The sequence below is a fragment of the Micromonospora sp. NPDC018662 genome, assembly GCF_044391475.1.
Lineage (GTDB): Bacteria > Actinomycetota > Actinomycetes > Mycobacteriales > Micromonosporaceae > Micromonospora.
The window spans coordinates 192,066-216,622 of sequence record NZ_JBISAC010000008.1 but is presented as its reverse complement, the minus strand read 5'-3'; the positions used below and the strand labels follow the sequence as shown (position 1 = coordinate 216,622).

The window sequence follows — 24,557 nt, the reverse complement described above, 5'->3', positions numbered from 1 at the left end:
GCCGGCGGTGCTCGTACCGCTCGGGCTGCTCGCCCTGACGATCGCGATCGGCCTCCGGCTGCGCACCGCTTCGCTGGTGGTGTACACCGGACTGACGGCAGCCACCGTCATCGCGGCGTGGGTCCAGCGCGACGGCGCGTTGCTCGCCGACGACACCGGGCTGCTGATCCGGCACCGGGGACGCGTCACTCGCAGCTACCGCTGGGCGCAGATCCGTCAGGCCAACCTGACCCGCCCCGGCTTCGGCCGGCTCGCGCTCGCCGTGTTCCCCGAGGGCGGCCCGTGGGACGTGCCGGGGCCGAACAACGCGGTCCTGGTCGGACGCGTCTGGCAGTGGCGCCGGCCGGACCCGTCGGACCGGGAGCGGGTGGAGGCGGTGCTGCGCGCCCACGGCGTGCGCATCACCGACCCACTCCCCTGACGTTCGGTCACTCCGCGTCATGTCCGGCAAGGAAGGTGCGCCTTTCGGCGACATACCCCTGAGTCATAATTATGCCTAGGGGTCATATCACTCTCCGGCACTGCCTCTGCTTCCGCCGACCGCCGCTGTCCCACCCCTGTGCTCGAATCTCGGCATGCACATGGTCGTCACCGGCGCGCTCGTGGAGAACGGCGCCGTCCTACTGGTGCACCGCAGTCCGACCCGCCGGGCCTACCCCGACCTCTGGGATCTCCCCGGCGGGCATGTCGAGGCGGGTGAGTCGGAACTCCAGGCCCTCGCGCGGGAGATGCACGAGGAACTCGGCGTCCACATCGTCACCGAATCCTCCGCACGGCTGGGCGACCTGCACCTCGGCGACGGCGAGGACGCCGTTCACCTGTGCGTCTGGCACGTCGGCGGGTGGGTCGGCTCGCCGACCAACCACGCGCCCGACGAGCACGACGACATGGCCTGGGTCCGGATCGACGAGCTGGGCGGCCTACCGCTCGTGCACGGCGGCGTGGCGGCGCTGGTCCGGAAAGTGGTGGGCGCGGCAGGTTTCGAACCTGCGACCCCTCGCTTGTAAGGCGAGTGCTCTCCCACTGAGCTACGCGCCCGGAACGCCCGTACGGCGGGCCGGAGCGGCAAGCTTACCTGCCGGCCTCCGGCCCGGTCGAACGACGTGCTCGGGGTGGATCAGGCGGCGACGGCCTCGGCCAGCGCCTTGCGCCAGCTCTGCTGGTCGCGCGCCTCGCCGGGCATGTTCATCTCGGCGAAGCGGACCACGCCGGCCTTGTCGATGACGAACGTGCCCCGGTTGGCGATGCCGGCGACGTCGTTGAAGACGCCGTACGCCTGGGCGACGGCGCCGTGCGGCCAGAAGTCGGCCAGCAGCGGGAACTGGTAGCCCTCCCGGTCGGCCCAGATCTTGTGGGCGTAGACCGAGTCGACGCTGACGGTCAGCACCTGGACGTCGTCGTTCACGTACTCGTTGAGATTGTCCCGCACCTCGCACAGCTCACCCTGGCAGACGCCGGTGAAGGCGAGCGGGTAGAAGACCAGCAGCACGGTCTTGCGACCGCGGAGGTCGGAGAGTCGGACCTCCTGGTTGTTCTGGTCCTTGAGCAGGAAGTCCGGCGCCTCGGCGCCAACCTCGATGGGCATGCGTGCTCTCCTACTTCTTGCTCTTCGACCCGCGCCGCAGCACGAGGCGGGCGCCGCTCCAGTCGCGGCCCGCGTTGATGGTGGAGGTCTGCTGGAGCCCGGCGGTCTGGGCGCTCTCCGCGACCTCGCTGGGCTCGACGTGGCCGTCCCGGCCGGCCTTGGGCGTCAGGAGCCAGACCACCCCGTTGTCCGCCAGCGGGCCGAGGGCGTCGACGAGGAGCTCGAAGAGGTCACCGTCGCCGTCCCGGTGCCAGACCAGAACCGCGTCGACCACCTCGTCGGTGTCCTCGTCGACCAGTTCTCCACAGCGGTCGGTCAGGGCGTCCCGGAGATCGGAATCGACGTCGTCGTCGTAGCCCATCTCCATGACGACCATGCCCGGTTCGATCCCGAACCGGTCCGCCAGGCTGCGTACCCCGTCGGCGGCCTGACCAGCGGTCGCGCTCACTGTCGCGTGCCTCCTCATCTCATCCCTGCTCGCGGCGTCGGGTGACACCGTCGGGCCCAGTCCACACAGTTGCGGCTCGCTGCGCAAGTGGCGCACCGGGTGGAACGGAATTTACCGTGCCAGCAGCGTACGGGCACCCTGGGTAATGGCTTCCTCGGACACCAGAACCTGATGAGCAGCCGGACCTAATGGTACAAACGAGTCAAGCGCGGCCACCCGCCGCGCCGCGCCGACGTAGCCGGTGTCGACCAGCGCGGCCAACACCCCCTCGCCCACCCCGCCCGAGCGCCGCGTCTCGTCCACCACCAGCACCCGGCCGGTCGCCGACGCCTCCCGGATGATGTCGGCCACCGGCAGCGGCGCCAGCCAGCGGAGATCCACCACCCGGGTGCCGACGCCCTCGTCGGCCAGCGTGGCCGCCCCGCGCAGCGACATCCGCACCCCGTTACCGAAGGTGATGATGGTGAGGTCCTCGGCGGAGCCGACCCCGTAGACCCGGGCCCGGCCGATCGGCACGTGCCGGTCCGCCCAGGCGCCCGGTTCGGCGTACTCGGCCAGCCACTCGCCGTCACCCTCGGCGTAGAGGTCGCGGGCGTGGTAGAGCGCGATCGGCTCCAGGAAGACCGAGACCGCGCCGTCCACCCGGGCCGCCGCCAGGCAGGTACGCAGCATCGACGCCGCGTCGTCCGGCCGGGCCGGCACGGCGATCACCAGCCCCGGCACGTCCCGCAGCACCGCCACCGAGTTGTCGTTGTGGAAGTGCCCGCCGAAGCCCTCCTGGTACGCCAGGCCGGCCACCCGCACCACCATCGGATTGCGGAACGCACCCCGGGAGAAGAACCGCATGGTGGCCGCCTCACCGCGGAGCTGGTCCTCGGCGTTGTGCAGGTACGCCAGATACTGGATCTCCGGCACCGGCAGCATGCCGGCCAGCCCGGCGCCGAGCCCGAGCCCGAGGATCGAGGTCTCGTCGAGCAGCGTGTCGAACACCCGGGCCACGCCGAACCGGTCCCGCAGCCCCTTCGTCACCCCGTACACCCCGCCCTTGGCCGCCACGTCCTCGCCGAAGACGGCCATCTGCGGGTGGTCGAGCATGCCGTCGGCCAGCGCGGCGTTGATGCTCTGCGCCAGCGTCAGCGGCCCGGTCAGCTCCGGCGGCTTCCCGCCGAACGCCTCCGCCCGGGCCCCGGCGCCCGGACCGGCCGCGTGCGCCGCCGCGTCGGCGACCGCCCGGGACACCCGCACCGGCCGGCGCGGCGCCAGCTCCGCCACCACGTCGACCGGGGTGGTCAACTTCGGCTCGTCCAGCACCTCCTCGGCGATCCGCCGCAGTTGCCAGCCCCGCTCGTCGTACCGGGCGAGCAGTTCCGCGCCGCTCACGTAGCCACCCGCCGCCAGCCGCCGCGCGGTGACCAGCAGCGGATCCCGGGCCACGTCCGCGGCGATCTCCGCCGGGCTCCGGTACGCGGTCTCCGCGTCCGCGCCGGCGTGCCCCATCAGCCGGACCGTGCTCAGGTGCAGCACGGCGGGCCGGCGGTGCCGGCGCACCCAGGCGGTCGCCTCCGCCGCCACCCGGTGGCTCTCCACCACGTCCGTGCCGTCGGCGGCGAAGTAGCGGATGCCGGGCCGGGACCGCAGTGTGGCGGCCACCCACCCGTCGGGCGAGCGCACGCTGATGCCCAGCCCGTTGTCCTCGCAGACGAACAGCACCGGGATCCGCAGGCCGGTGTGGTCGTACCAGCCGGCGGTGTTGAGCGCGGCGGTGGCCGTGGCGTGGTTGACCGAGGCGTCGCCGAACGAGCAGACCACCACCGCGTCCGGCGGCCAGGACGCCACCTCCGGGTCGCCGTCGACGCGCTGCCCGCCCCGGCGCAGCCGTTCCAGGGCCAACCCCAGGCCGACCGCCCGGGGCAGGTGCGAGGCGACCGTCGAGGTGGTCGGCACGACCGCGAGGTCGGCCCGGCCGAAGACCTTGTGCCGGCCGCCGGCGATCGGCTCCTCGGCGGAGGCGACCATGCCGCGCAGCACGTCGCGCGCCGCGGCGGCGAACGCGTCGTCGAGCGACGGCGACGGCAGACCGGGTACGCCGACCGTCGCGTCGCCGTCCGCGTCCACCACCACCCCGGCCCCGCTCGGCAGCGGCGCCGCCTCGACGCCACCCCCGTCCGCCGGCTCGTCCCCGCCGCCCTCGGGGGCACCCGGAGCGAGATCCTGGTGGGAAACGGCCCCCATGGGGGCGCGGTCCTTCCAAGATCCATCCGTGTCCCGCGTTTCGGGCGGCTGGTTCCGGGAGGTGGGAGCGGGTGGTGGTGCGTCGGGTGGGAACTCGCCGGCGGCCTGGGCGGCGCGCAGGCAGTAGAACGCGCCGGACCGGTAGTGCAGCAGCGCCGGGTCGGTCGGCCGCAGCGCGGCGGCCACCGCGACGTTGCCCTCGTGGCCGGCCGAGCCGATCGTGTAGTACCCCTCACCGAAACCGCGCAGCCAGCGCCCGGCCAGGTCGAGCAGCCGACTGGTGAGCTGCGCGTCGAACAGGGCCAGCACCTGCGCCCCGGTGAGCAGCCCGCCGTCGGGCAGCGGTTCACCCAGGTCGCGCCGCTGGTCCGGCGCGCCGAGCGCGGCCAGGTCGGCTCGGAACCGGTCGTCGAGATCGTGCGGGGAGGTCACGTCGGACAGCATTACCGACTCATGCCCACCTCGCCCAGTCGGACACGTTCCCACCCGGCGCGGCTCAGACCTCGCCGCACTCCTCCGGGCAGCCGCCGTCGGAAACCTTCCAGACCAGGTCACCCAGCATGGCCAGCTCCGCCGTGCTCAGCCCGTCGAGCAGTCGTGAGTCCGACATCACCTGGCGTACCCGCTCCCGGACCTGCCGGCCCCGCGCGGTGACGACCAGCGCCTTCTGCCGCCGGTCGGTCGGGTCGCTCCGGCGCTCGACCAGCCCGGCCTGCTCCAGCTTGTCGGCCAGCCCGGTCACGTTGGAGCGGTCGCACCCGAGGCGGGCGGCCAGGTCACGGGCCGGCGACGGGTGGTCCGGGTCCAGCTCGTGCAGCGCTCGGGCGGCCGCCGGGGTCAGGCCCAGCGCGGCGATCTCCTCGTCCTGCCGGTGCCGCAGCGCGGCGGCGACGTGCAGGATCCGGCGCACGGTGTCCCCTGCCAGGCCGAGCCGGTCGTCGACCTCGGACGGCGTGCCGGGGAGCGAGCGTTCCGCCATGCCACCCAGCCTACGTGACGGATCAACAATTGACTCCCTCCACTAACAGCCCACGCCCGCGATAGCCGACCGGACCCTCCAACGAGCCGCGCACCCCGCCGGCCGCCCTGCGCGCTGATTCACGGAAAGAGTGGCTATTCCGCGTCGGATAGCCACTCTTTCCGTGAATCCGGGGCCGTCTCCGGGTGGGGGTGGGGGTCAGGCGGGGAGGAAGGAGAAGCGGACCTGGCGGTCCGGGTTGTCGCCGTTCGGGTCGACCAGGCAGATCGACTGCCAGGTGCCGAGCTGGAGCCGCCCGCCGAGCACCGGCAGGGTCGCGTACGGCGGCACGAACGCCGGGAGCACGTGGTCGCGACCGTGCCCGGGTGAGCCGTGCCGGTGCCGCCACCGGTCGTCGGTGGGCAGCAGGTCGTCGAGCGCCCGGAGCAGGTCGTCGTCCGACCCGGCGCCGGTCTCGATGATCGCCAGCCCGGCGGTGGCGTGCGGCACGAAGACGTGCAGCAGCCCGTCGCCGGCCCCGGCGACGAACCGCTCGGCCTCGGCCGTGATGTCCCGGACGGTCGGTCGGGACCCGGTCCGGACGCTGATCACCTCACTGCGCATACCGCGCATTCTGCCGCAGCCGCTCAGTTCCCGCCGCCGCCACCGCAGTCCGCGCCGCCACCGCCGCCGTCCCCGGAGCCGTAGTCGGGCATCTCGCCGCCGCCGGTCTCCGGGCCGGGCGTGTGCGGGAAGATGCCGGCCCCGCCGGCCGCCTCCCGGTAGCCGGTCCCGAACCGGCGTCGGTGGCGGATCTCGTCCACGCCGGCGAGGACCAGCATCACGCCGACGCCGACGCCGAACAGCCACCCCGGCCCCCACGCCGGATTACGCGCGATCTCCCGCGCCAGCCCGACCGCCGAGCCCGCCACCACCAGCGCGCCCACCGCCACCAGCACCTGGCCCGCCCGTCCCCGCATGCCGGCAGGGTAATCGGACGCCGCCAACCGCCAGGCCGGACGGCGGGGCCGGTGATCGCGCAAAGTTACCGGCGGGTACCTGTGTTCAGCGTCGCGTCTGGGGGAGCCAGACGTGACGACGAGCGCCACGAGGGGGCAGGATGGCGCTAGAGACCTATCCCACACAGAACCGAGGGAACGCCTGTGGCTACGGAACGCAAGCGCCCGGTGATCACCGCTGGTCTGCCGAGCCAGCTTCCGGACATCGACCCTGAAGAGACCAGCGAATGGGTCGAGTCGCTCGACGGTGTCATCGACGAGCGCGGAACCAAGCGCGCCCGGTACGTCATGCTGAGCCTGCTGGAGCGGGCCCGCGAACGCCAGGTCGGGGTGCCGTCGCTGACCACCACCGACTACATCAACACCATCACTCCGGAGCGGGAACCGTGGTTCCCCGGTGACGAGCACATCGAGCGTCGGCTGCGCGCGTACATCCGGTGGAACGCCGCCATGCTGGTGCACCGGGCGCAGCGCCCGGAGATCGGCGTGGGCGGCCACATCTCCACGTTCGCCAGCTCGGCGTCGCTCTACGAGGTGGGCTTCAACCACTTCTTCCGCGGCAAGGACCACCCGGGCGGCGGCGACCACATCTACTACCAGGGTCACGCCTCCCCCGGCATGTACGCGCGGGCGTTCCTGGAGGGCCGGCTCAGCGCCGACCAGCTCGACGGTTTCCGGCAGGAGCTGTCGCACCCCGGGGGCGCGCTCCCGTCCTACCCGCACCCGCGGCTGATGCCGGACTTCTGGGAGTTCCCCACCGTCTCCATGGGCCTCGGCCCGCTGAACGCCATCTACCAGGCCCGGTTCAACCGCTACCTGCACCACCGGGGCATCAAGGACACCTCCCAGCAGCACGTCTGGGCGTTCCTGGGTGACGGCGAGATGGACGAGGTCGAGTCGCTCGGCGCGATCGGCGTGGCCGCCCGTGAGGAGCTGGACAACCTCACCTTCGTGATCAACTGCAACCTCCAGCGCCTGGACGGCCCGGTCCGCGGCAACGGCAAGGTCATGCAGGAGCTGGAGGCGTTCTTCCGGGGCGCCGGCTGGAACGTCATCAAGGTGGTCTGGGGCCGGGAGTGGGACCCGCTGCTCGCGGCGGACACCGACGGCGCGCTGGTCAACCTGATGAACACCACGCCCGACGGTGACTACCAGACCTACAAGGCGGAGTCCGGGGCGTACGTCCGGGAGCACTTCTTCGGCCGCGACCCGCGGACCCGTCGGATGGTCGAGCACCTGAGCGACGACGAGATCTGGAACCTCAAGCGGGGTGGCCACGACTACCGCAAGCTCTACGCGGCCTACAAGGCGGCGATGGAGCACACCGGCCAGCCGACGGTGATCCTCGCCAAGACCATCAAGGGCTGGACGCTGGGCTCCCACTTCGAGGGCCGCAACGCCACGCACCAGATGAAGAAGCTGACGCTGGACGACCTGAAGCTGTTCCGCGACCGGCTCTACCTGGACATCCCGGACAAGCAGCTGGAGGAGAACCCCTACCTCCCGCCGTACTACACGCCGGACGAGAAGTCCGACGAGATGGAATACCTCAAGGAGCGGCGTCGCCAGCTCGGCGGCTTCCTGCCGTCGCGCAACACCGCGCACAAGACGCTGGCGATCCCGGGCAGCGAGCGGTTCGCCGACGTCAAGCGCGGGTCGGGCAAGCAGAAGGTGGCCACCACGATGGCCTTCGTCCGCCTGCTCAAGGACGTCATGAAGGACAAGGAGTTCGGCAAGCGCTGGGTGCCGATCATCCCGGACGAGGCGCGCACGTTCGGCATGGACTCGCTCTTCCCGACCCAGAAGATCTACTCGCCGCACGGCCAGCGCTACACCTCGGTCGACCGGGAGCTGTTCCTGTCGTACAAGGAGTCGACGACCGGGCAGATCCTGCACGAGGGCATCAACGAGGCCGGGTCGGTGGCCTCGTTCACCGCCGCCGGCACGTCGTACGCCACGCACGGCGAGCCGATGATCCCGATGTACATCTTCTACTCGATGTTCGGGTTCCAGCGCACCGGCGACGGGTTCTGGGCCGCGGCCGACCAGATGGCGCGCGGCTTCGTGCTCGGCGCCACCGCCGGCCGGACCACGCTCAACGGTGAGGGCCTCCAGCACGAGGACGGCCACTCGCTGCTGCTCGCCGCCACCAACCCGGCGGTGGTCGCGTACGACGCGGCGTTCGCCTTCGAGCTGGCGCACATCCTGGAGAACGGCCTGCACCGGATGTACGGCGAGGCGCAGGAGAACGTCTTCTACTACCTCACCGTCTACAACGAGCCGATCTTCCAGCCGGCCGAGCCGGAGGGCGTGGACACCGAGGGCATCCTCAGGGGGATCTACCGCTACTCGCCCGCGCCGCAGGTGGGCGCGGACGCGCCGAAGGCGAACGTGCTCGCCTCGGGCACCGGCATGCAGTGGGCGCTGAAGGCCCAGCAGTTGCTCGCCGAGGACTGGGGCGTGGCCGCCGACGTGTGGTCGGTGACGTCCTGGACCGAGCTGCGCCGCGACGCGGTGGAGTGCGAGGAGCACAACCTGCTCAACCCGGGTGAGGAGCAGCGGGTGCCGTACATCCAGCGCAAGCTGGCCGACGCCGACGGCCCGAAGGTCGCGGTCAGCGACTGGATGCGCGCGGTGCCGGACCTGATCGCGCGCTGGGTACCGGGCGACTACACCTCGCTCGGCACCGACGGCTTCGGCATGTCGGACACCCGGCACGCGCTGCGCCGCCACTTCCACGTGGACGCCGAGTCGATCGCGGTCGCCACGTTGCGGCAGCTCGCGCTGCGGGGCGTCGTACCGGCGCACGTGCCGGCCGACGCCGCCCGCAAGTACGCGCTGGACGACGTCACCGCCGCCCCGGTCGGTGAGACCGGCGGCGACAGCTAGAAGGTGAAAGGAAGGGCCCCTGCTTAACGCCTCCGGCAGAGAAGGGGCCCCTTCTCACCGCCGACGACGATGGTCCGGCGTCCCTGGTTGGGATGCCGGACCATCGTCGTTGCGGGCGACGCCGGGACTTCGACTCGGTCAGCCGACGGCGGCCAGGTCGGTCAGCCGGGCCAGCGAGTCCTCCAGGTCGGCGCCCACCCGGCGCAGGCCGAGCCGCAGCAGTGCGGCCTTGACCGGCCCTGCGGGCCAGCGCACGACGATCAGCCGGACCACGGTGCCGCCGGCCTCCTCGTCCGCGGTGAGCTGGACGTAGATCTCGGTACGCGCCTCGGCCCGGGCGCCGGCGCCCTTGGCCCGTTCGCGCCAGCCGATGAGCGTCGGCTCCTGATAGGCGATCACCTCGGCCTCGTGCGCGGCGCCGCGTCCGGCCTGGACCAGTTGCCGCCGGCCGAACCCCTCCCCGGAGAGGACCTCGGCCGCGCGGACCCCCGCCAGCCAGGCCGGCAGCTGCTCGGCGCGCTGCACGACGTCCCAGACCATTTCCACCGGCGCCGCCACGTGTGCGCTGCGTTCCACGAGGATCATGAGCGTCTTTCCCCCACTTAAACTACATCCGCGACATTCAGCACTCTATGTGTAAATCGGACTTAAATGGACGGGATTGCAGAAGACACGCCGAAAGCCCTTGTGTCGCCCGACTTCCCGGCCTATGGCGCGGCGATCCCCCGCGCCCTAGAGTCGCGAACACGCTTCACGTATTGGGAGGGCGAATTGACGACAGTGCCGATGCCCGACTTCCCCGCCGGCTTCCGCTGGGGGGTGTCCACCTCCGCGTACCAGATCGAGGGCGCGACCACTGTCGACGGCCGGGGACCGTCCATCTGGGACACGTTCGCCCACGACCCGGGCCGGATCGTCGACGGCAGCACCGGCGACGAGGCGTGCGACCACTACCACCGGCACGCCGAGGACACCGCGCTGCTGGCCGGGCTGGGCGTGTCCGCGTACCGGTTCTCGATCGCCTGGCCCCGCGTCCAGCCCACCGGCGCCGGCCCGGCGCACGCGGCCGGGCTGGGCTTCTACGACCGGCTGGTGGACGGCCTGCTCGCCGCCGGCGTCGACCCGGTCGCCACGCTCTTCCACTGGGACCTGCCGCAGGCGCTGGAGGACGCCGGCGGCTGGCTGAACCGGGACACCGCCGCCCGTTTCGCCGAGTACGCCGACCTGACCGCGGCCCGCCTCGGCGACCGGGTGAAGCTGTGGATCACGCTCAACGAACCGTTCATCCACATGAGCCTCGGGCACGGCATCGGCACGCACGCGCCCGGCCGGATGCTGCTCTTCGACGCCTTCCCGGTGGCCCACCACCAGCTCCTCGGGCACGGTCTCGCGGTCGCCGCGCTGCGCGCCCGCACCGCGAGCCCGGTGGCGATCGCCAACAACTACTCGCCGGTGCGGCAGGTCGGCGACACCGACGCCGACCGGGCCGCCGCCGAGGCGTACGACGCGCTGCACAACCGGCTCTTCACCGACCCGCTGCTCGGCCGCGGCTACCCCGACGCGCCCGGCCTCGACCCGGCCGTGGTCCGCGACGGCGACCTGGACGTGCTGGCCGCGCCGATCGACGTGCTCGGCGTCAACTACTACAACCCGACCGGCATCCGGGCACCCGAGGAGGGCTCGCCGCTGCCGTTCGAGATGGTGCCGCTGGACGGCTACCCGCGCACCGCGTTCGACTGGCCGGTCGCCCCGGACGGGCTGCGCGAGCTGCTGCTCCAGCTCCACGACCGGTACGGCGACGCGCTGCCGCCGATCCAGGTCACCGAGAGCGGCTGCGCGTACGACGACGCGCCGGACGCGCACGGCCGGGTGGACGACCCGGAGCGGATCGCCTACCTGGACGGGCACGTGCGCGCGGTGCACGAGGCGATCACCGCGGGCGTGCCGGTGACCGGGTACTTCGTCTGGTCGCTGCTGGACAACTGGGAGTGGGCCGAGGGGTTCACCAAACGGTTCGGCCTGGTGCACGTCGACTACCCCACGCAACGGCGTACCCCGAAGTCGTCGTACGCCTGGTTCCGGGACCTGGCCCGGCGATGACCACGGTGAACCCGACGCCGGCCTCGCTGCCGGCGGCGCTCGCCGAACCGACGGTGCCGGTGCGGCGGAGCTGGATCGCGCTGATCTTCGCGGCCAACCTGGGCGTCTGGATGGCGTTCTTCACGCCGATCCAGGTGCTGCTGCCGCAGCAGGTGGAACGCATCGCGCCGGGCGACAAGGAGGCCATGCTGGCGGTGGTCACCGGCCTCGGCGCGCTCGCCGCGGTGCTGGCCAATCCGCTGGCCGGGGCGCTGTCGGACCGTACCTCGCTGCGGTTGGCGAACCGGCACCTCGGCCGCCGGCACGTCTGGACCGCGACCGGCGCGGTGGTCGGCGCGCTCGCCCTGCTGCTGCTGGCCCGGCAGGACAGCATCGCCGGGGTGGCGGTGGCCTGGGTGGCCGCGCAGGTCTGCTTCAACGCCATGCTGGCCAGCCTCACCGCCGCGATCCCGGACCGGGTGCCGGTGGCGCAGCGCGGCGGCGTCTCCGGCTGGGTGGGCATCCCGCAGGCGCTGGGCCTGGTGCTCGGCGCGGTGCTGGTCACCGCCGTGGTCACCGGCAACGCCGCCGGGTACGCCGCCATCGCGCTCGCCGTGCTGCTGCTGTCGCTGCCGTTCGCGCTGCTCACCCAGGACGACCCGCTGCCCCGGGAGCACCGGCCGCCGCTGCGGGCGCGCGCGCTGGTCGCCTCGATGTGGATCAGCCCGCGCCGCCACCCGGACTTCGCCTGGGCCTGGTTCACCCGGTTCCTGGTGCAGCTCGGCAACGCGCTCGGCACGCTCTACCTGCTCTACTTCCTCACCGACGGGGTGCGGGTGGCCGACCCCGAGGGCTCGCTGCTGGTGCTGATCCTGCTCTACACCGTGGGCATGATGCTCACCGCCGTGGTGGCCGGGCGGCTCTCCGACCGCTCGGGCCGGCGCAAGGTCTTCGTGATCGTGTCCGGGCTGATCATGGCGGTGGCGGCGACGCTGCTCGCGGTCGCGCCGGTCTGGTCGATGGCGATCGTCGCCGCGCTGCTGCTCGGCGCCGGTTACGGCGTCTACCTGGCGGTGGACGCCGCGTTGATCACCCAGGTGCTGCCGGCCGCCACGGACCGGGCCAAGGACCTCGGCGTGATCAACATCGCCAACTCCGCGCCGCAGGTGCTGGGGCCGGCGCTCTCCGCCCCGATCGTGGTGCACCTGGGCGGCTACCCGGCGCTCTACGCGGTCACCGCGGCCGTCACGCTGCTCGGCAGCGCCCTGGTCGTGAAGATCAGGGCGGTGCCCTGACCGGGCCCCCTGCCGGAAAGCGGTAGCGGTCCGCCGTAGGCTGGGGGACGTGACGGTACGTGTACGCTTCGCCCCCTCCCCGACCGGAATGTTCCACGTCGGCGGCGCCCGCTCGGCGCTGCAGAACTGGATCTTCGCCAAGCAGCAGGGCGGGGTGTTCGTGCTCCGCGTCGAGGACACCGACGCGGCCCGCAACCGGCCGGAGTGGACCGAGGGCATCCTCTCCGCGCTCGACTGGATCGGCATCGCCCGGGGCAGCTACGAGGGCCCCTACTTCCAGTCCTCGTACGCGGGCGAGCACCGCGCCGCCGCGCAGCGGCTGTACGAGGGCGGCCGGGCGTACTACTGCGACTGCACCCGCGACGACGTGCAGGCCCGCACCGGCTCGCAGCACCGCGGCTACGACGGCTTCTGCCGCGACCGGGGCCTGCCGGCCGGCGAGGGCCGGGCGCTGCGCTTCCGCACCCCGGACGAGGGCGAGACAGTGGTGGTCGACCTGATCCGCGGCGAGCCGACGTTCGAGAACAAGCTGATCGAGGACTTCGTCATCGCCCGGGGCGACGGCTCCCCGGTCTTCCTGCTGGCCAACGTGGTCGACGACATGACCATGGGGATCACCCACGTGATCCGGGCCGAGGAGCACCTGCCCAACACCCCGAAGCAGCAGCTCCTCTGGGACGCGCTCGGGGTCAAGCCGCCGATCTGGGCGCACGTGCCGGTGGTGGTCAACGAGAAGCGGCAGAAGCTGTCCAAGCGGCGCGACAAGGTCGCCCTGGAGGCGTACCGGGACGAGGGCTACCTCGCCGACGCGATGCGCAACTACCTGATGCTGCTCGGCTGGGCGCCGTCGGGCGACCGGGAGATCGTGCCCTGGTCGGTCATCGAGGACGAGTTCCGCCTCGACGAGGTCAACCCGTCCCCGGCCTTCTTCGACGAGAAGAAGCTGCGCGCCTTCAACGGCGAGTACATCCGGGCCCTGCCGGTCGAGGACTTCGTCGCCGCGTGCCAGCCATGGCTCACCGGCACCGACACCATCGCCCCGCCGCCGTGGCAGCCGGCCGAGTTCGACAGGGCCGCGTTCGCGGCGGTGGCCCCGCTGGCGCAGACCCGGATCGCGGTGCTCAGCGAGATCGTGCCGAACGTCGACTTCCTCTTCCTCGCCGACCCGCTGATCGACGAGGCGGCCTGGGCGAAGGCGATGAAGGAGGGCGCCGCCGAGCTGCTGGACGCCGCGATCGACGCGTTCGACGCGCTGGAGACCTGGGACGCCGAGTCGCTGAAGGCCACGCTGGAGGCGGTCGGCGCGGAGCGCGGGCTGAAGCTGGGCAAGGCGCAGGCGCCGGTCCGGGTCGCGGTCACCGGCCGCACCGTCGGGCTGCCGCTGTTCGAGTCCCTCGAGGTGCTCGGCCGCGACCGTACGCTGACCCGGCTGCGCGCCGCCCGGGTACGCCTGGTCTGAGCCCGCGGTGAGGCTTCGGCGGGTCGCCGTGGCGGGCGGTTGACGCCTCGGCGTGTCGCGCGCCGGAAACGAATGCCCTTCGAGCGTCATGCCTCCTGGTCATATTTATGACCAGGAGGCATAACGTGCCACGGCAGAGGTCTGTCCCTCACCGTCACGCAAGGTGACCGGGCGAGCAGACTCCCCTTCGGTGGCCCGGCATGTCCCGAGCGCGCGGCCTCGTCGCGCCCGACGACCCACCGCCTGGTCCGGGCCGGCACTGCCCGACAACCCACCACCCACGCCGGACCGCCAGGGACAGCGCCCGGCCCGGTCAGCGGCGACCGGCGCGGCGACGCAGCAGCAGGCCGCCGCCCAACGCGGCCAGCACCACTACCGCGCCGGCCGCCCAGAGCCAACCCGTACCCCCGTCGTCGTCCGCGGCGGCGGCCGCGGGGGTCGGGCTCACCGGCGACGGCGCGGCGCTGGTGGGGGGTGTCGCGGTGGTCGGCGCGGCGCCGGTGGCCGTCGAGGGCGTCTCCGCCGGGGTGCCGGTGGTCAGCGTGAACCGGATCTCCCCCTTGATCGGGTGACCGTCGTCGGACGCGAGTTGGTACGCCACGATGTAGAGCCCGGCCGCGGCGGGCTTGAACGGCACGCTCACCCGCTTGCCGGAGAAGGTCGGCGGTCCGCCCGCGGCGGCCACGTTGTCCGGCCCGGTGACCGTGACCGTCGTGCCGGCCTCCTTCGGGGTGGCCAGGAACCGCAACTCGATCCGCTTCGGCGCGGCGGCCACCCGGGCCCCGTTCCGCGGATCGCTGCCGGTCAACGAGTTGTGCGCGGCAGCCGGCGCGGCCGGCAGCAGCAGCGACACCCCCGCCGCCAGCCCGAGCACCGCCAACCAGGTGCGTGTCCTACGGGCAACCCTGCCCCCCATGAGCCCCTCCGTCCGGGTAAGATCCGGCCGCTGATCGTCGACCGCTCATTGGTCGGTCTCAGCTCGCAGATAGTTCCAAATACTCTTCCACCTACTGCAACCCCGCGACGTTCTGCGGAGTCTTTGGGGTGGGCAGGTCCAGTGTGACCGGCAGCGGAGGCCAGCCATCGAACGGGGCGAGGAGGCGGCGATGGTCCGGAAGGTGAGGCGGCTGCTGACCGTCGTGGCCGGGGCGGCGGTGCTGGCGTGCGCGCTGGCCCTCACCGGCACGACGGCGGCCCAGGCCGCGCCGAAGCCGAAGCTCGCCCCGGCCGGGGTGGACATCACCGGCGACCAGCTCGACCAGCCGTTGCAGCTGCGGGCCGACACCCACCCGGCCGAGGTCACGATGGTCGTCGACCAGGTCAAGTGGCTGGGGACGACCGGGCAGCTACGCGGCCCGGCGGCCAAGGACCTCGGTCCGAAGTACACGGTGGTGGTGCTCGCCGCCGGCAGCCCGCAGCACACCTACGACCTCTTCCCGCTGGCCAAGGGGGGTCCCCGGGTCTACCGGCCGGCCAAGCAGCCCGACCTGAGCCACCCCCGGGCCGGCTGGTTCTTCGGTCGCCTCAACATGTCCGAGACGCTGCGCGCCGTCGGCGTGCCGCTGGCGCCCCGGTTCGACACGCTCTCCGGCGGCATCGGCGGCGGCGAGCGCGTCCTGCCGGAGGACGGGCTCGACCCGGCGGAGGGCCTCGACACCGCGCTCGGCGAGTTGCAGCGGCTGCTGCTGCTCAACGTCGGCGTGGTGCTGGTCATCACCGTCGGGCTGGCCGGCATCGCGCTCCTGGTGCGCCGCCGCACCCGCTGAGCCCCGGGCTCAAAGCGTCAGCACGACCTTGCCCCGGACGTGTCCCGCCTCCACCAGCCGCTGCGCCTCGGCGGCCTCGGCGAGCGGGAACGTCCGGGCCACGTGCACGGTGAGCCGGCCGGCGTCGACCAGCCCGGCGAGCACGCCCAGGTCGGCCGTCGACGGCTTGACGAAGACGTACGCGCCGCCGAGGCGGGTCACGTGCTCCGGGTCGGCGGTGGAGACCAGCCGGCCCGGCCGGCCGATCAGCTCGGCGGAGGCGTCCAGCGCGTCGCCCCCGAACAGGTCCAGCACCACGTCGACGCCGTCCGGCGCGACCGCGCGGACCCGGTCCGGCAGGCCGTCACCGTAGCTGACCGGCTCCGCGCCCAGCGACCGGACGAAGTCGTGGTTCGCCTCGCTCGCCGTGCCGATCACCCGGTCGGCGCCGAGGGCGCGGGCCACCTGCACCGCGAGGTGCCCCACCCCGCCGGACGCGCCGTGCACCAGCACGGTGTCACCGGCGCCGGTGCGGGCCAGTTGCAACGCCTGGTAGGCGGTGAGCCCGGCCAGCGGCAGGCCGGCCGCCTCCGGCCAGGACGCCCGCACCGGCTTGTCGGCCAGGCAGCGTTCCGGCGCGGGGACCAGTTCCGCGTACGTGCCGTGCTGCACGTCGTCCCGACGGACGTAGCCGATCACCTCGTCGCCGACGGCGAACCCGGACACCGCCGGGCCGACCGCCTCGACCACCCCGGCGGCGTCCCACCCGGGCACCAGCGGAAAGTGACTCGGGAACGCACCGGCCAGGTGCCCCGCCCGGACCTTCCAGTCGACCGGGTTGACCCCGGCGGCCCGCACCCGGACCAGGACCGTGTCCGGCCCGACCGGCGGTGTGGGCAGCTCACGCGCGGTGAGCCGGTCGGCCGGGCCGTACTCGTCGATCGCCATCGCCTTCACCCACCCACGCTAACCGCCGGACGGGCCTCGCGTGGTCAGCACCAGCGGCGCGGCGGCCGCTCCCGGCGGCTCGTGCGGTTGCCCGGACGCACCGCGCCGTGCCGGTGGCCGCCCGCCCAGCCGCCCTGGTCGCTGCGGCAGCCCTGGGCCGGCGCCGGCTCGGCCGCGGGACCAGCCGGCTCGACGACCCGCTGACGCGGCACCGCCGGCTCGTCGTCGGCACGCTCCGGCGACCGCCCGGCAGCGGGCTCGCCCGAGTGGCTCAGACCCGCCCGGCGTGGCTGGTCGTGGCCCGGCCGGCAGTGCTCGTGCTGGGCGCAGCCGTGCTCGGCCTCCCCGTGCGCCATCCCGGTCCCCCTCACCCTTCGCCATCGCCCGTCGGGCGGAACGCCCCGACGCGCCCTGACACCGTACTGGCCCGGCCCGACGAGATCGTCAGCGCGTACCGGTGGAGATCGTCCGCCGACGGCGCCGCCGGCAGCTCGGAGTGGATCCGCTGGTCAGCCCATGTCAGGCTGGTGCGGTGAGCGAACCGGGCGGTACCGAGACGTCGGCCACGCTGCGCCGCATCGAGCGGGCCGCGGGCAGCCTGGCCACCGCCAGCGTGGCCCGGATGGACGAGAGCCTGCTGTGGTTCCGGGAGCTGCCGGCCGACCAGCGTTCCTGGGTGATGCTGGTGGCCCAGGCCGGCGTGCGGTCGCTGGTGCAGTGGCTGCGCCAGGGCGGCGGCGCGACCGACCGCACGCAGGAGGTGTCGGACGAGGTCTTCGCCACCGCGCCGCAGGCGCTCGCCCGGTCGATCAGCCTCCAGCAGACCGTGGCGCTGATCAAGGTGACCATCGAGGTGGTCGAGGAACAGGTGTCGGACCTGGCCGTGCCGGGCGAGGAACAGTCGCTGCGGGAGGCGGTGCTGCGCTTCTCCCGGGAGATCGCGTTCGCCGCCGCGCGGGTCTACGCCCGGGCCGCCGAGACCCGCGGCTCCTGGGACGCCCGGTTGCAGGCGTTGCTGGTGGACGCGCTGCTGCGCGGCGACTCGCCGGACGTGCTGGCCAGCCGCGCCGCCGCGCTGGGCTGGTCGGACGCGCCGCCGGTGGCGGTGGCGGTGGGCCGCTCGCCCGGCGGCGAGGTGTCGGCCGTGCTGCACACCGTCTACCGGCAGGCCCGCCGGATCGGCGTCGAGGTGATCGGTGGCGTGCACGGCGACCGCCTGGTGATCGTGCTGGGCGGGGCGGCCGACCCGCTGGCGGCCACCGGGAAGCTGCGTACCGCGTTCGGCGACGGGCCGGTGGTGGTCGGTCCGGCCGTGCCCAGCCTCGACGAGGCGACCGAGTCCGCGCGGGCCGCGCTCGCCGGGTTCCGGGCCGCGCCGGCCTGGCCGACCGCGCCGTGCCCGGTCGCTGCCGCCGAGCTGCTGCCGGAGCGGGCGCTGGCCGGCGACACCGAGGCCCGCCGCCGGCTGCGCCACGACGTGTACGCGGCACTGGCCCGCGCCGGCGGCGGGGAGCTGCTGGAGACGCTCGACGCGTTCTTCGCCGCCGGCGGCACGCTGGAGAGCGCGGCGCGGGCGCTGTTCGTGCACCCCAACACCGTGCGCTACCGGCTGAAGCGGATCGCCGAGGTGACCGGCTTCTCCCCGCTCGCCCCGCGGGACGCGTTCGCGCTGCAGGTGGCGTTGACCGTCGGCCGGCTCGACCCGGTGGTCCCGGCCGTCGCACCGGTCCCGAACCAGACAGCGAGCCCAGGCGGTCGGAAAGCTGCCCAGACCGGCGATGACCGACGCCGATCTTTGTAGGTTTCCTCTAAAGCTTCTAGTGCGGTTTGGTGCCGTGCGTTACAGCGCGACCCGCGAGTATCCGTCAGAGTCGTACACGTGCTCGCCGTACTCTCCCCCGGACAGGGTTCACAGAAGCCCGGTTTCCTGAACCCCTGGCTCGACCTCGCCGGCGCCGAGGCGCGCCTGCGCTGGTGGTCGGCGCTGGCCGGGGTCGACCTGATCCACCTCGGCACCGAGGCGGACGCGGACGAGATCAAGGACACCGCCCGCACCCAGCCGCTGCTGGTCGCCGCCGCGCTGCTCGCCGCCGAGCACCTGCCGATGCACGACGTCCGGCTGGTCGCCGGGCACAGCGTCGGCGAGCTGGGCGCCGCCGCCCTGGCCGGGGTGCTGCCCGCCGAGGCGGCCGTGACGCTCGCCGGCGTACGCGGCCGGGAGATGGCCGCCGCGTGCGCGCTGGAGCCGACCGGGATGGCCGCCGTGCTCGGCGGCGACCCGGACGAGGTGCTCGCCGCGCTGGAGGCGCACGGGCTGCAGCCGGCCAACCGCAACGGCGCCGGCCAGATCGTCGCCGCCGGCGCCATCGCCGGGCTGGAGAAGCTCGCCGCCGAGCCGCCCGCCCGGGCCCGGGTCATCCGGCTCAAGGTGGCCGGCGCGTTCCACACCCCGTACATGGCTCCGGCCGAGACCGCGCTGGCCGGCGTGGCCGCCGGCGTCACCGTGGCCGACCCGGCCCGCATCCTGCTGTCCAACCTGGACGGCACGCCGGTCGGGTACGGCCGGGAGGCGGTGCAGCGGCTGGTCCGGCAGGTGACCGCCCCGGTCCGCTGGGACCTGTGCATGCGCGCCCTGGCCGACCTCGGCGTCACCGGCGTGGTCGAGCTGCCGCCGGCCGGCACCCTGGCCGGCCTGGTCAAGCGGGAGCTGAAGGGCGATCACGCGCCGGAGATCGTCACCCTGAACACGCCCGACGACCTGCCCGCCGCGCGGCGGCTGATCGCCCGGCACGGCGGCGGCGCCGCCCGCCCGCCGGCATCCGGCTTCCGGGTGGTGGTCTCCCCCGCCGCCGGCGTCTTCACGCCGATGGTCGAGCTGACCGAGGGCACCGGCCTGCGCGCCGGCCAGGTCGTCGGCCACGTCACCGCCCGGCAGGGGCAGGTCGAGGTGACCGCGCACGACAGCGGACTGCTCACCGAGTGGCTCGCGCACCACGACGACCCGGTCGCCCCGGGCCAGCCCCTCGTCCGCATCGGAGGATCGCACTAAATGGCCGGCAGCCGGATCGCCGCAATGGGGCACTACCAGCCCACCCGTGTCGTCACCAACGACGAACTCGCGCAGATGGTCGACACCAACGACGAGTGGATCCGGGACCGGGTCGGCATCGCCACCCGGCGGATCGCCGGCGAGGAGACGGTCGCCGACATGGCCACCGCCGCCGCCGGCAAGGCGCTCGCCAACTCCGGCCTCACCGCCGCCGACATCGACCTCGTCGTGGTGGCGACCTGCACGTCCATCGACCGCAGCCCGAACGTGGCCTGCCGGGTCGCGGCCAAGCTGGGCATCAACGCGCCGGCGGCGTACGACCTCAACACCGCCTGCTCCGGCTTCGCGTACGCGCTGGGCACGGTGGACCACGCGGTCCGGGCCGGCGCGGCGCGCAACGCGATCGTCATCGGCGCGGAGAAGCTCTCCGACTTCACCGACTGGACCGACCGGTCGACCTGCATCATCTTCGGCGACGGCGCCGGCGCGGCGGTGGTCACCGCGACCGCCGACGACGAGCCGGTCGGAATCGGGCCGGTGGTGTGGGGCTCCGCGCCGGAGAAGAGCGACGCGGTCCGGATCGAGGGCTGGCGGCCGTACATCGCGCAGGAGGGTCAGTCGGTGTTCCGCTGGGCCACCACCGCGCTGGCCCCGCTGGCGCTCCAGGCCTGCGAGCGGGCCGGGGTGGACCCGTCGGAGCTGGCCGCTTTCGTGCCGCACCAGGCCAACGCCCGGATCATCGACGGCATCGTCAAGCGGCTGAACATCCCGAATGCGATCATCGCCAAGGACATCGTCGAGTCCGGCAACACCTCGGCGGCCAGCATCCCCCTGGCCCTGTCGAAGCTGGTCGAGCGGCGCGAGGTGCCCGCCGGCGCCCCGGTGCTGCTGTTCGGCTTCGGCGGCGGCCTGACCTACGCCGGTCAGGTCGTCCGCTGCCCCTGATGACCCCCTCGGGCGCGAAGGCGCTCCAGGTGCGGTGGCCGGCGTCGCCGGCCACCGGGAAACCCCAATGAGAGGAACCAACCGCAATGACCCGTGACGAGATCACCGCCGGCCTCGCCGAGATCCTCGAAGAGGTTGCCGGGGTGAACCCGGACGAGGTGGCCGAGGGGAAGTCCTTCACCGACGACCTCGACGTCGACTCGCTCTCCATGGTGGAGGTCGTGGTGGCGGCCGAGGAGAAGTTCGGCGTCAAGATCCCGGACAACGAGGTGCAGAACCTGAAGACCGTCGGGGACGCGGTCAGCTTCATCGAGGCGCAGTCCTGATCATGAGTCGCCCCGACGTCGTCGTCACCGGGCTCGGCGCGACGACCCCGCTCGGCGGGGACGTCGCGTCGACCTGGGACGCCATGCTCGCCGGCCGCTCCGGGGTGAGTGCGCTCACCCAGGAGTGGGCCGGGCAACTGCCCGTCCGGATCGCCGCCCAACTGGCGGTCGACCCGGCCGAGGTGCTGGACCGGGTGAAGTTGCGCCGGCTGGACCGCTCGCAGGCGATCGCCCTGATCGCCGCGCGGGAGGCCTGGGCGGACGCCGGGCTGGCCGATGCCGGGCCGGACCCGGAACGGCTGGCGGTCAGCGTCGGCTCGGGCATCGGCGGCGCCACCACCCTGCTCGCCCAGGACGACATCCTGGAGGCGTCCGGCCCGCGCCGGGTCTCCCCGCACACGGTGCCGATGCTGATGCCGAACGGCCCGGCCGCCTGGGTCGGGCTGGAGCTGGGCGCGAAGGCCGGGGTGCACTCGGTGGCCAGCGCCTGCGCGACCGGCGCCGAGGCGATCTCGCTGGGGCTGGACATCATCCGCGCCGGCCGGGCCGACGTGGTGGTGGTCGGTGGCACCGAGGCGGTCATCCACCCGCTGCCGATCGCCGGCTTCGCCTCGATGCGGGCCATGTCCACCCGCAACGACGAGCCGGAGAAGGCGTCCCGGCCGTGGGACAAGGCCCGGGACGGCTTCGTCCTCGGCGAGGGCGCGGGCGTGCTGGTGCTGGAGCGCGCCGACCACGCCGCCGCCCGGGGCGCCCGCGTCTACGCGCGCCTGGCCGGCGCCGGGATCACCTCCGACGCGTACGACATGGTGCAGCCGCACGCGGAGGGCGAGGGCGCGATCCGGGCCATCGTCCGGGCGCTCGCCGACGCGGACGTGACCGGCACGGACATCGTGCACGTCAACGCGCACGCCACCTCCACGCCGGTCGGCGACATGCTGGAGATCGGCGCGCTGCGCCAGGCGGTCGGCGACCACCCGCTGCTCACCGCCACCAAGTCGATGACCGGGCACCTGCTCGGCGCGGCCGGCGCGCTGGAGTCGATCGCCACCATCCTCTCCATCCGGGACGGGGTCGTGCCGCCCACGATCAACCTGGACGACCCGGACGACGGCCTCAGCCTGGACGTGGCCGCGCACAAGGCCCGTCACCTGGAGATCCCGGCCGCGCTGAACAACGCGTTCGGCTTCGGCGGGCACAACGTGGCGCTGGTCTTCACCCGCCCCTGAGCCGTGCTGCAAGGAAGGGCCCCTTCTTGACACGTGAGTGTTAAGAAGGGGCCCTTCCTATACCGGAAGCGTTAAGCGGGGGCCCTTCCTTACGAGCAGGTGGTGGCCGGCAGGCCGGGGACCGGGACCGGGGCGCGGCCCGTGGGGCGGGCCTTGCCGGCGAGCACCGCGGCCAGCGCGGTCATCGAGGCCCGGGTGGACGAGTAGGTCGCCAGCACCGTCGGCGACTTCGCCCCGGCCAGCACGTACGGGGTGTCCATGGCCACCGTCACGGCCGCGTCGGCGCGCAGGTCCTTCGTGCCGTCGCCGTAGCCGACGAGGTGCACCACGGTGCCGCCGGAGGACACCACCTTCACCCCGGCGGCGGTGAGCGCCTCGGTCAGCAGGGTGCGGGTGCGGTCCCGGCCGCCGGAGGAGGTCACCCGGACCGGGCCGGCCACCGCGCCGCCGCACGTGCCGCGCAGCACCGTCACCGCGGCGGCGGCCAGGTCGGCGGCGGCCTTGCGGTGGTCGGCGCCGTCCAGCGTCGACAGCTCCGGCTGCGGGTGCCCGGCCAGCCGGAACTTCATGGTCAGCACCCGGGTGACCGCCTCGACCAGCCGGGCCCGCGACAGCGAGCCGTCCTTGAGCGCGGCGCGCAGCCCGTCGTACGCCTGGCCCACGTTCGGGGTCATCAGGATGAGGTCGTTGCCGGCGTTGAGCGCGCGGACCGCCGCCTCGCCCGGCGACCACTTCTTCGCCGGCGCCATGTTCATCCCGTCGGTGATCACCACGCCCTGGAAGCCGAGCTGGCCGCGGAGCACGTCGGTGAGCAGCTTGCGGGAGAACGTGGCCGGGGTGCCCGGGTCGACCGCCTTCACGTCCAGGTGGGCGGACATCACCGCCATCGCGCCGGCGTCGATCCCGGCGCGGAACGGCGGGAACGCGGTGCGGTCCAGCACGGCCCGGGACTGCCCGACCACCGGCAGTTCGGTGTGCGAGTCGGCGGCGCTCAGGCCGTGCCCGGGGAAGTGCTTGACCGCCGCGCCGACGCCCTCGGCCTGCAGGCCGCGGACCGCGCCGGCCACCTGGGGCGACGCGGTGGCCGGGGTGGCGCCGAAGGAGCGGGAGCCGATCACCGTGCTGCGGGTGGCCAGCACGTCGGCGACCGGGGCGAAGTCCAGGTTGATCCCCATCGCGGCCAGCTCGGCCCCGGCGGCCCGCCAGGCGGCCTCGGTCAACGCCGGGTTGCCGGCCGCGCCGGCGGCGAGCGGGCTGGGGAGCTGGGTCACCCCGTCGGTGATCCGGGTGACCACGCCGTACTCCTGGTCGGTGCCGACGAGGAACGGCGCGGCGCCGGCCGGCAGCTTGCCGGCGGCGGCGCGCAGCCCGTCGGTCAGCGCGCGAACCTGCTTCGGGTTGTCGACGTTGGTGGTCGCCTGGTTGCCCGAGGTCGGGTCGTCGGCGCTGAAGCCGACCAGGATCACGCCGCCGAGGCGGTACTTCGCCACCATCTCGGCGGGCGTGTCGACGCCGGCCAGCGCCCGGTTGCCGGCGGCCGAGCCGGCGGAGACCTCGGTGGCCGAGCTGCCGTACGCGTACGGCATCAGCACCTGGCCGACCAGGTCCTCGTCGGAGAGCGTGGCGACCAGCGCGGCGGCCCGGGCGGCGGGATCGGCGGCGGCCGGGTCGGTGGACGCCGGCGCGCTCGCGCCCGACGTCGGCGCCGCTGTCGACGGCGTCGGGCGGGGCCGGTCCGGCCGGTCGGAGCAGCCGGTGAGGACCAGCGCGGTCAGGGCGGCGAGCGCGACGGCGGAGCGTCGCCGGGGAATCGACACGGGCCCCACCGTATCGGGGCAACTCGCCCGGCGTCACCCCACCCGGGTGAGCAGCGTCACCGGCGCGCCGTCACCGGCGTACCGGTAGGGCTCCAGCTCGGCGTCCCAGGCGGTGCCGAGCGCCTTGTCGAGCGCGTGCGCGAGCGCCTCCGGGGCGCGGGCGGCGGCCATCAGGGTACGCAGCCGGTCCTCGCCGAGCTGGATGTCGCCGGCCGCGCCGACGGTGGCCCGGAACAGGCCCCGGCCGGGGACGTACATGAAGCGCTCGCCGTCGGCGCCGGGACTGGGCTCCTCGGTGACCTCGAAACGGATCATGGGCCACTGCCGGAGGGCAGCGGCCAGCTCGGCGCCCGTCCCCGGGCTGCCGGTCCAGCCGCACTCGGCGCGCCGCGCGCCGGGGTCGACGGGCTGACCCGTCCAGTGCAGGTTGACCGGCGCGGCGAGGACGCGCGCGATCGCCCACTCGACGTGCGAGCACACGGCGAGCGGGGTCGAGTGGACGTATACGACGCCACGCGTTGGCACGGTGACCTC

The 24,557-nt window shown here is 73.6% G+C and carries 24 protein-coding genes and 1 tRNA gene; 12 read left to right on the top strand and 13 right to left on the bottom strand.

Translation table 11 applies throughout. The features are described 5' to 3' along the window. The first annotated feature begins 7 nt into the window (after positions 1-7). Positions 8-421: a hypothetical protein gene (locus ACH495_RS22980; protein WP_396859754.1), complete on the top strand. Its 414-nt coding sequence runs from the start codon at positions 8-10 to the stop codon at positions 419-421. Positions 422-575: 154 nt separating this feature from the next. Beyond that, the gene (locus ACH495_RS22975; RefSeq protein ID WP_396859842.1) at positions 576-1,007 is read left to right on the top strand and encodes an NUDIX domain-containing protein; all 432 of its coding nucleotides are present in this window, start codon (positions 576-578) and stop codon (positions 1,005-1,007) included. On the opposite strand, the gene ACH495_RS22970 is transcribed toward ACH495_RS22975, so the two are convergent. From ACH495_RS22970 to ACH495_RS22940, 7 genes are all read right to left on the bottom strand, one after another. Continuing rightward, positions 964-1,038 (bottom strand) — tRNA-Val (locus tag ACH495_RS22970). The two genes, ACH495_RS22975 and ACH495_RS22970, sit on opposite strands and share 44 nt — an antisense overlap. 79 nt (positions 1,039-1,117) lie before the next feature. Beyond that, positions 1,118-1,585 carry a peroxiredoxin gene (locus ACH495_RS22965; RefSeq protein ID WP_396859753.1) on the bottom strand — a complete coding sequence of 156 codons (468 nt, stop codon included), beginning with the start codon at positions 1,583-1,585 and terminating at the stop codon, positions 1,118-1,120. Positions 1,586-1,595: 10 nt separating this feature from the next. Beyond that, the gene (locus ACH495_RS22960; RefSeq protein WP_107155847.1) at positions 1,596-2,033 is read right to left on the bottom strand and encodes a DUF3052 domain-containing protein; all 438 of its coding nucleotides are present in this window, start codon (positions 2,031-2,033) and stop codon (positions 1,596-1,598) included. A gap of 111 nt (positions 2,034-2,144) precedes the next feature. Continuing rightward, the gene (locus ACH495_RS22955) at positions 2,145-4,709 is read right to left on the bottom strand and encodes a thiamine pyrophosphate-dependent enzyme (RefSeq protein ID WP_396859752.1); all 2,565 of its coding nucleotides are present in this window, start codon (positions 4,707-4,709) and stop codon (positions 2,145-2,147) included. A 52-nt stretch (positions 4,710-4,761) separates the two neighbouring features. After that, positions 4,762-5,244, bottom strand: coding sequence for a MarR family winged helix-turn-helix transcriptional regulator (locus tag ACH495_RS22950; RefSeq protein WP_396859751.1), 483 nt, complete (start codon positions 5,242-5,244; stop codon positions 4,762-4,764). Between the two features lie 198 nt (positions 5,245-5,442). Then, entirely contained in the window at positions 5,443-5,847 is a 405-nt protein-coding gene (locus ACH495_RS22945; protein ID WP_396859750.1) for a YjbQ family protein, read from the bottom strand. 23 nt (positions 5,848-5,870) lie between these two features. Continuing rightward, positions 5,871-6,203, bottom strand: coding sequence for a hypothetical protein (locus tag ACH495_RS22940; protein WP_396859749.1), 333 nt, complete (start codon positions 6,201-6,203; stop codon positions 5,871-5,873). 183 nt (positions 6,204-6,386) lie between these two features. On the opposite strand from ACH495_RS22940, the gene aceE reads away from it, so the two are divergent. Continuing rightward, entirely contained in the window at positions 6,387-9,131 is a 2,745-nt protein-coding gene (aceE, locus tag ACH495_RS22935; RefSeq protein ID WP_396859748.1) for a pyruvate dehydrogenase (acetyl-transferring), homodimeric type, read from the top strand. Between the two features lie 138 nt (positions 9,132-9,269). Here the strand turns inward: aceE and ACH495_RS22930 are convergent, their stop codons facing one another. Continuing rightward, entirely contained in the window at positions 9,270-9,716 is a 447-nt protein-coding gene (locus ACH495_RS22930; protein ID WP_396859747.1) for an SRPBCC family protein, read from the bottom strand. 201 nt (positions 9,717-9,917) lie between these two features. On the opposite strand from ACH495_RS22930, the gene ACH495_RS22925 reads away from it, so the two are divergent. The 3 genes from ACH495_RS22925 to gltX are packed head-to-tail and all read left to right on the top strand — an operon-like array spanning position 9,918 to position 13,964. Beyond that, entirely contained in the window at positions 9,918-11,231 is a 1,314-nt protein-coding gene (locus ACH495_RS22925; RefSeq protein ID WP_396859841.1) for a GH1 family beta-glucosidase, read from the top strand. Next, positions 11,228-12,505 carry an MFS transporter gene (locus tag ACH495_RS22920; protein ID WP_396859746.1) on the top strand — a complete coding sequence of 426 codons (1,278 nt, stop codon included), beginning with the start codon at positions 11,228-11,230 and terminating at the stop codon, positions 12,503-12,505. Before ACH495_RS22925 ends, ACH495_RS22920 begins: the two co-directional genes overlap by 4 nt. A gap of 49 nt (positions 12,506-12,554) precedes the next feature. Beyond that, positions 12,555-13,964: a glutamate--tRNA ligase gene (gene gltX, locus ACH495_RS22915; protein ID WP_396859745.1), complete on the top strand. Its 1,410-nt coding sequence runs from the start codon at positions 12,555-12,557 to the stop codon at positions 13,962-13,964. 313 nt (positions 13,965-14,277) lie between these two features. On the opposite strand, the gene ACH495_RS22910 is transcribed toward gltX, so the two are convergent. Further along, positions 14,278-14,880 carry a copper resistance CopC family protein gene (locus ACH495_RS22910; RefSeq protein WP_396859744.1) on the bottom strand — a complete coding sequence of 201 codons (603 nt, stop codon included), beginning with the start codon at positions 14,878-14,880 and terminating at the stop codon, positions 14,278-14,280. 190 nt (positions 14,881-15,070) lie between these two features. On the opposite strand from ACH495_RS22910, the gene ACH495_RS22905 reads away from it, so the two are divergent. After that, positions 15,071-15,730 (top strand): hypothetical protein, encoded by a 660-nt coding sequence (locus ACH495_RS22905; protein ID WP_396859743.1) that lies wholly within the window; start codon positions 15,071-15,073, stop codon positions 15,728-15,730. A 9-nt stretch (positions 15,731-15,739) separates the two neighbouring features. Here ACH495_RS22905 and ACH495_RS22900 read toward each other — a convergent pair whose 3' ends face one another. Together ACH495_RS22900 and ACH495_RS22895 are read right to left on the bottom strand one after the other, a co-directional pair. Then, a complete protein-coding gene (locus ACH495_RS22900; RefSeq protein ID WP_396859840.1) occupies positions 15,740-16,657 on the bottom strand; it encodes an NADP-dependent oxidoreductase in 918 nt (305 codons plus the stop codon). A gap of 44 nt (positions 16,658-16,701) precedes the next feature. Then, on the bottom strand, positions 16,702-17,013 hold the full coding sequence (locus ACH495_RS22895) for a hypothetical protein (protein ID WP_396859742.1): 312 nt from the start codon (positions 17,011-17,013) through the stop codon (positions 16,702-16,704). Positions 17,014-17,153: 140 nt separating this feature from the next. On the opposite strand from ACH495_RS22895, the gene ACH495_RS22890 reads away from it, so the two are divergent. The 5 genes from ACH495_RS22890 (at position 17,154) to fabF (ending at position 22,206) form a co-directional block, all read left to right on the top strand. Then, positions 17,154-18,458 (top strand): PucR family transcriptional regulator, encoded by a 1,305-nt coding sequence (locus ACH495_RS22890; RefSeq protein WP_396859839.1) that lies wholly within the window; start codon positions 17,154-17,156, stop codon positions 18,456-18,458. 78 nt (positions 18,459-18,536) lie between these two features. After that, positions 18,537-19,706, top strand: coding sequence for an acyltransferase domain-containing protein (locus ACH495_RS22885; protein WP_396859741.1), 1,170 nt, complete (start codon positions 18,537-18,539; stop codon positions 19,704-19,706). Further along, a complete protein-coding gene (locus tag ACH495_RS22880) occupies positions 19,707-20,651 on the top strand; it encodes a beta-ketoacyl-ACP synthase III (RefSeq protein WP_396859740.1) in 945 nt (314 codons plus the stop codon). It begins immediately after the preceding gene. 86 nt (positions 20,652-20,737) lie between these two features. Then, the gene (locus tag ACH495_RS22875) at positions 20,738-20,977 is read left to right on the top strand and encodes an acyl carrier protein (protein WP_396859739.1); all 240 of its coding nucleotides are present in this window, start codon (positions 20,738-20,740) and stop codon (positions 20,975-20,977) included. Positions 20,978-20,979: 2 nt separating this feature from the next. After that, positions 20,980-22,206: a beta-ketoacyl-ACP synthase II gene (gene fabF / locus ACH495_RS22870; RefSeq protein WP_396859738.1), complete on the top strand. Its 1,227-nt coding sequence runs from the start codon at positions 20,980-20,982 to the stop codon at positions 22,204-22,206. Between the two features lie 89 nt (positions 22,207-22,295). Here fabF and ACH495_RS22865 read toward each other — a convergent pair whose 3' ends face one another. Beyond that, a complete protein-coding gene (locus tag ACH495_RS22865) occupies positions 22,296-24,032 on the bottom strand; it encodes a glycoside hydrolase family 3 protein (protein ID WP_396859737.1) in 1,737 nt (578 codons plus the stop codon). 24 nt (positions 24,033-24,056) lie between these two features. Continuing rightward, positions 24,057-24,548, bottom strand: a complete 492-nt coding sequence (locus ACH495_RS22860) for a DUF3145 domain-containing protein (protein ID WP_107155828.1) — start codon at positions 24,546-24,548, stop codon at positions 24,057-24,059. Positions 24,549-24,557 lie beyond the last annotated feature (9 nt).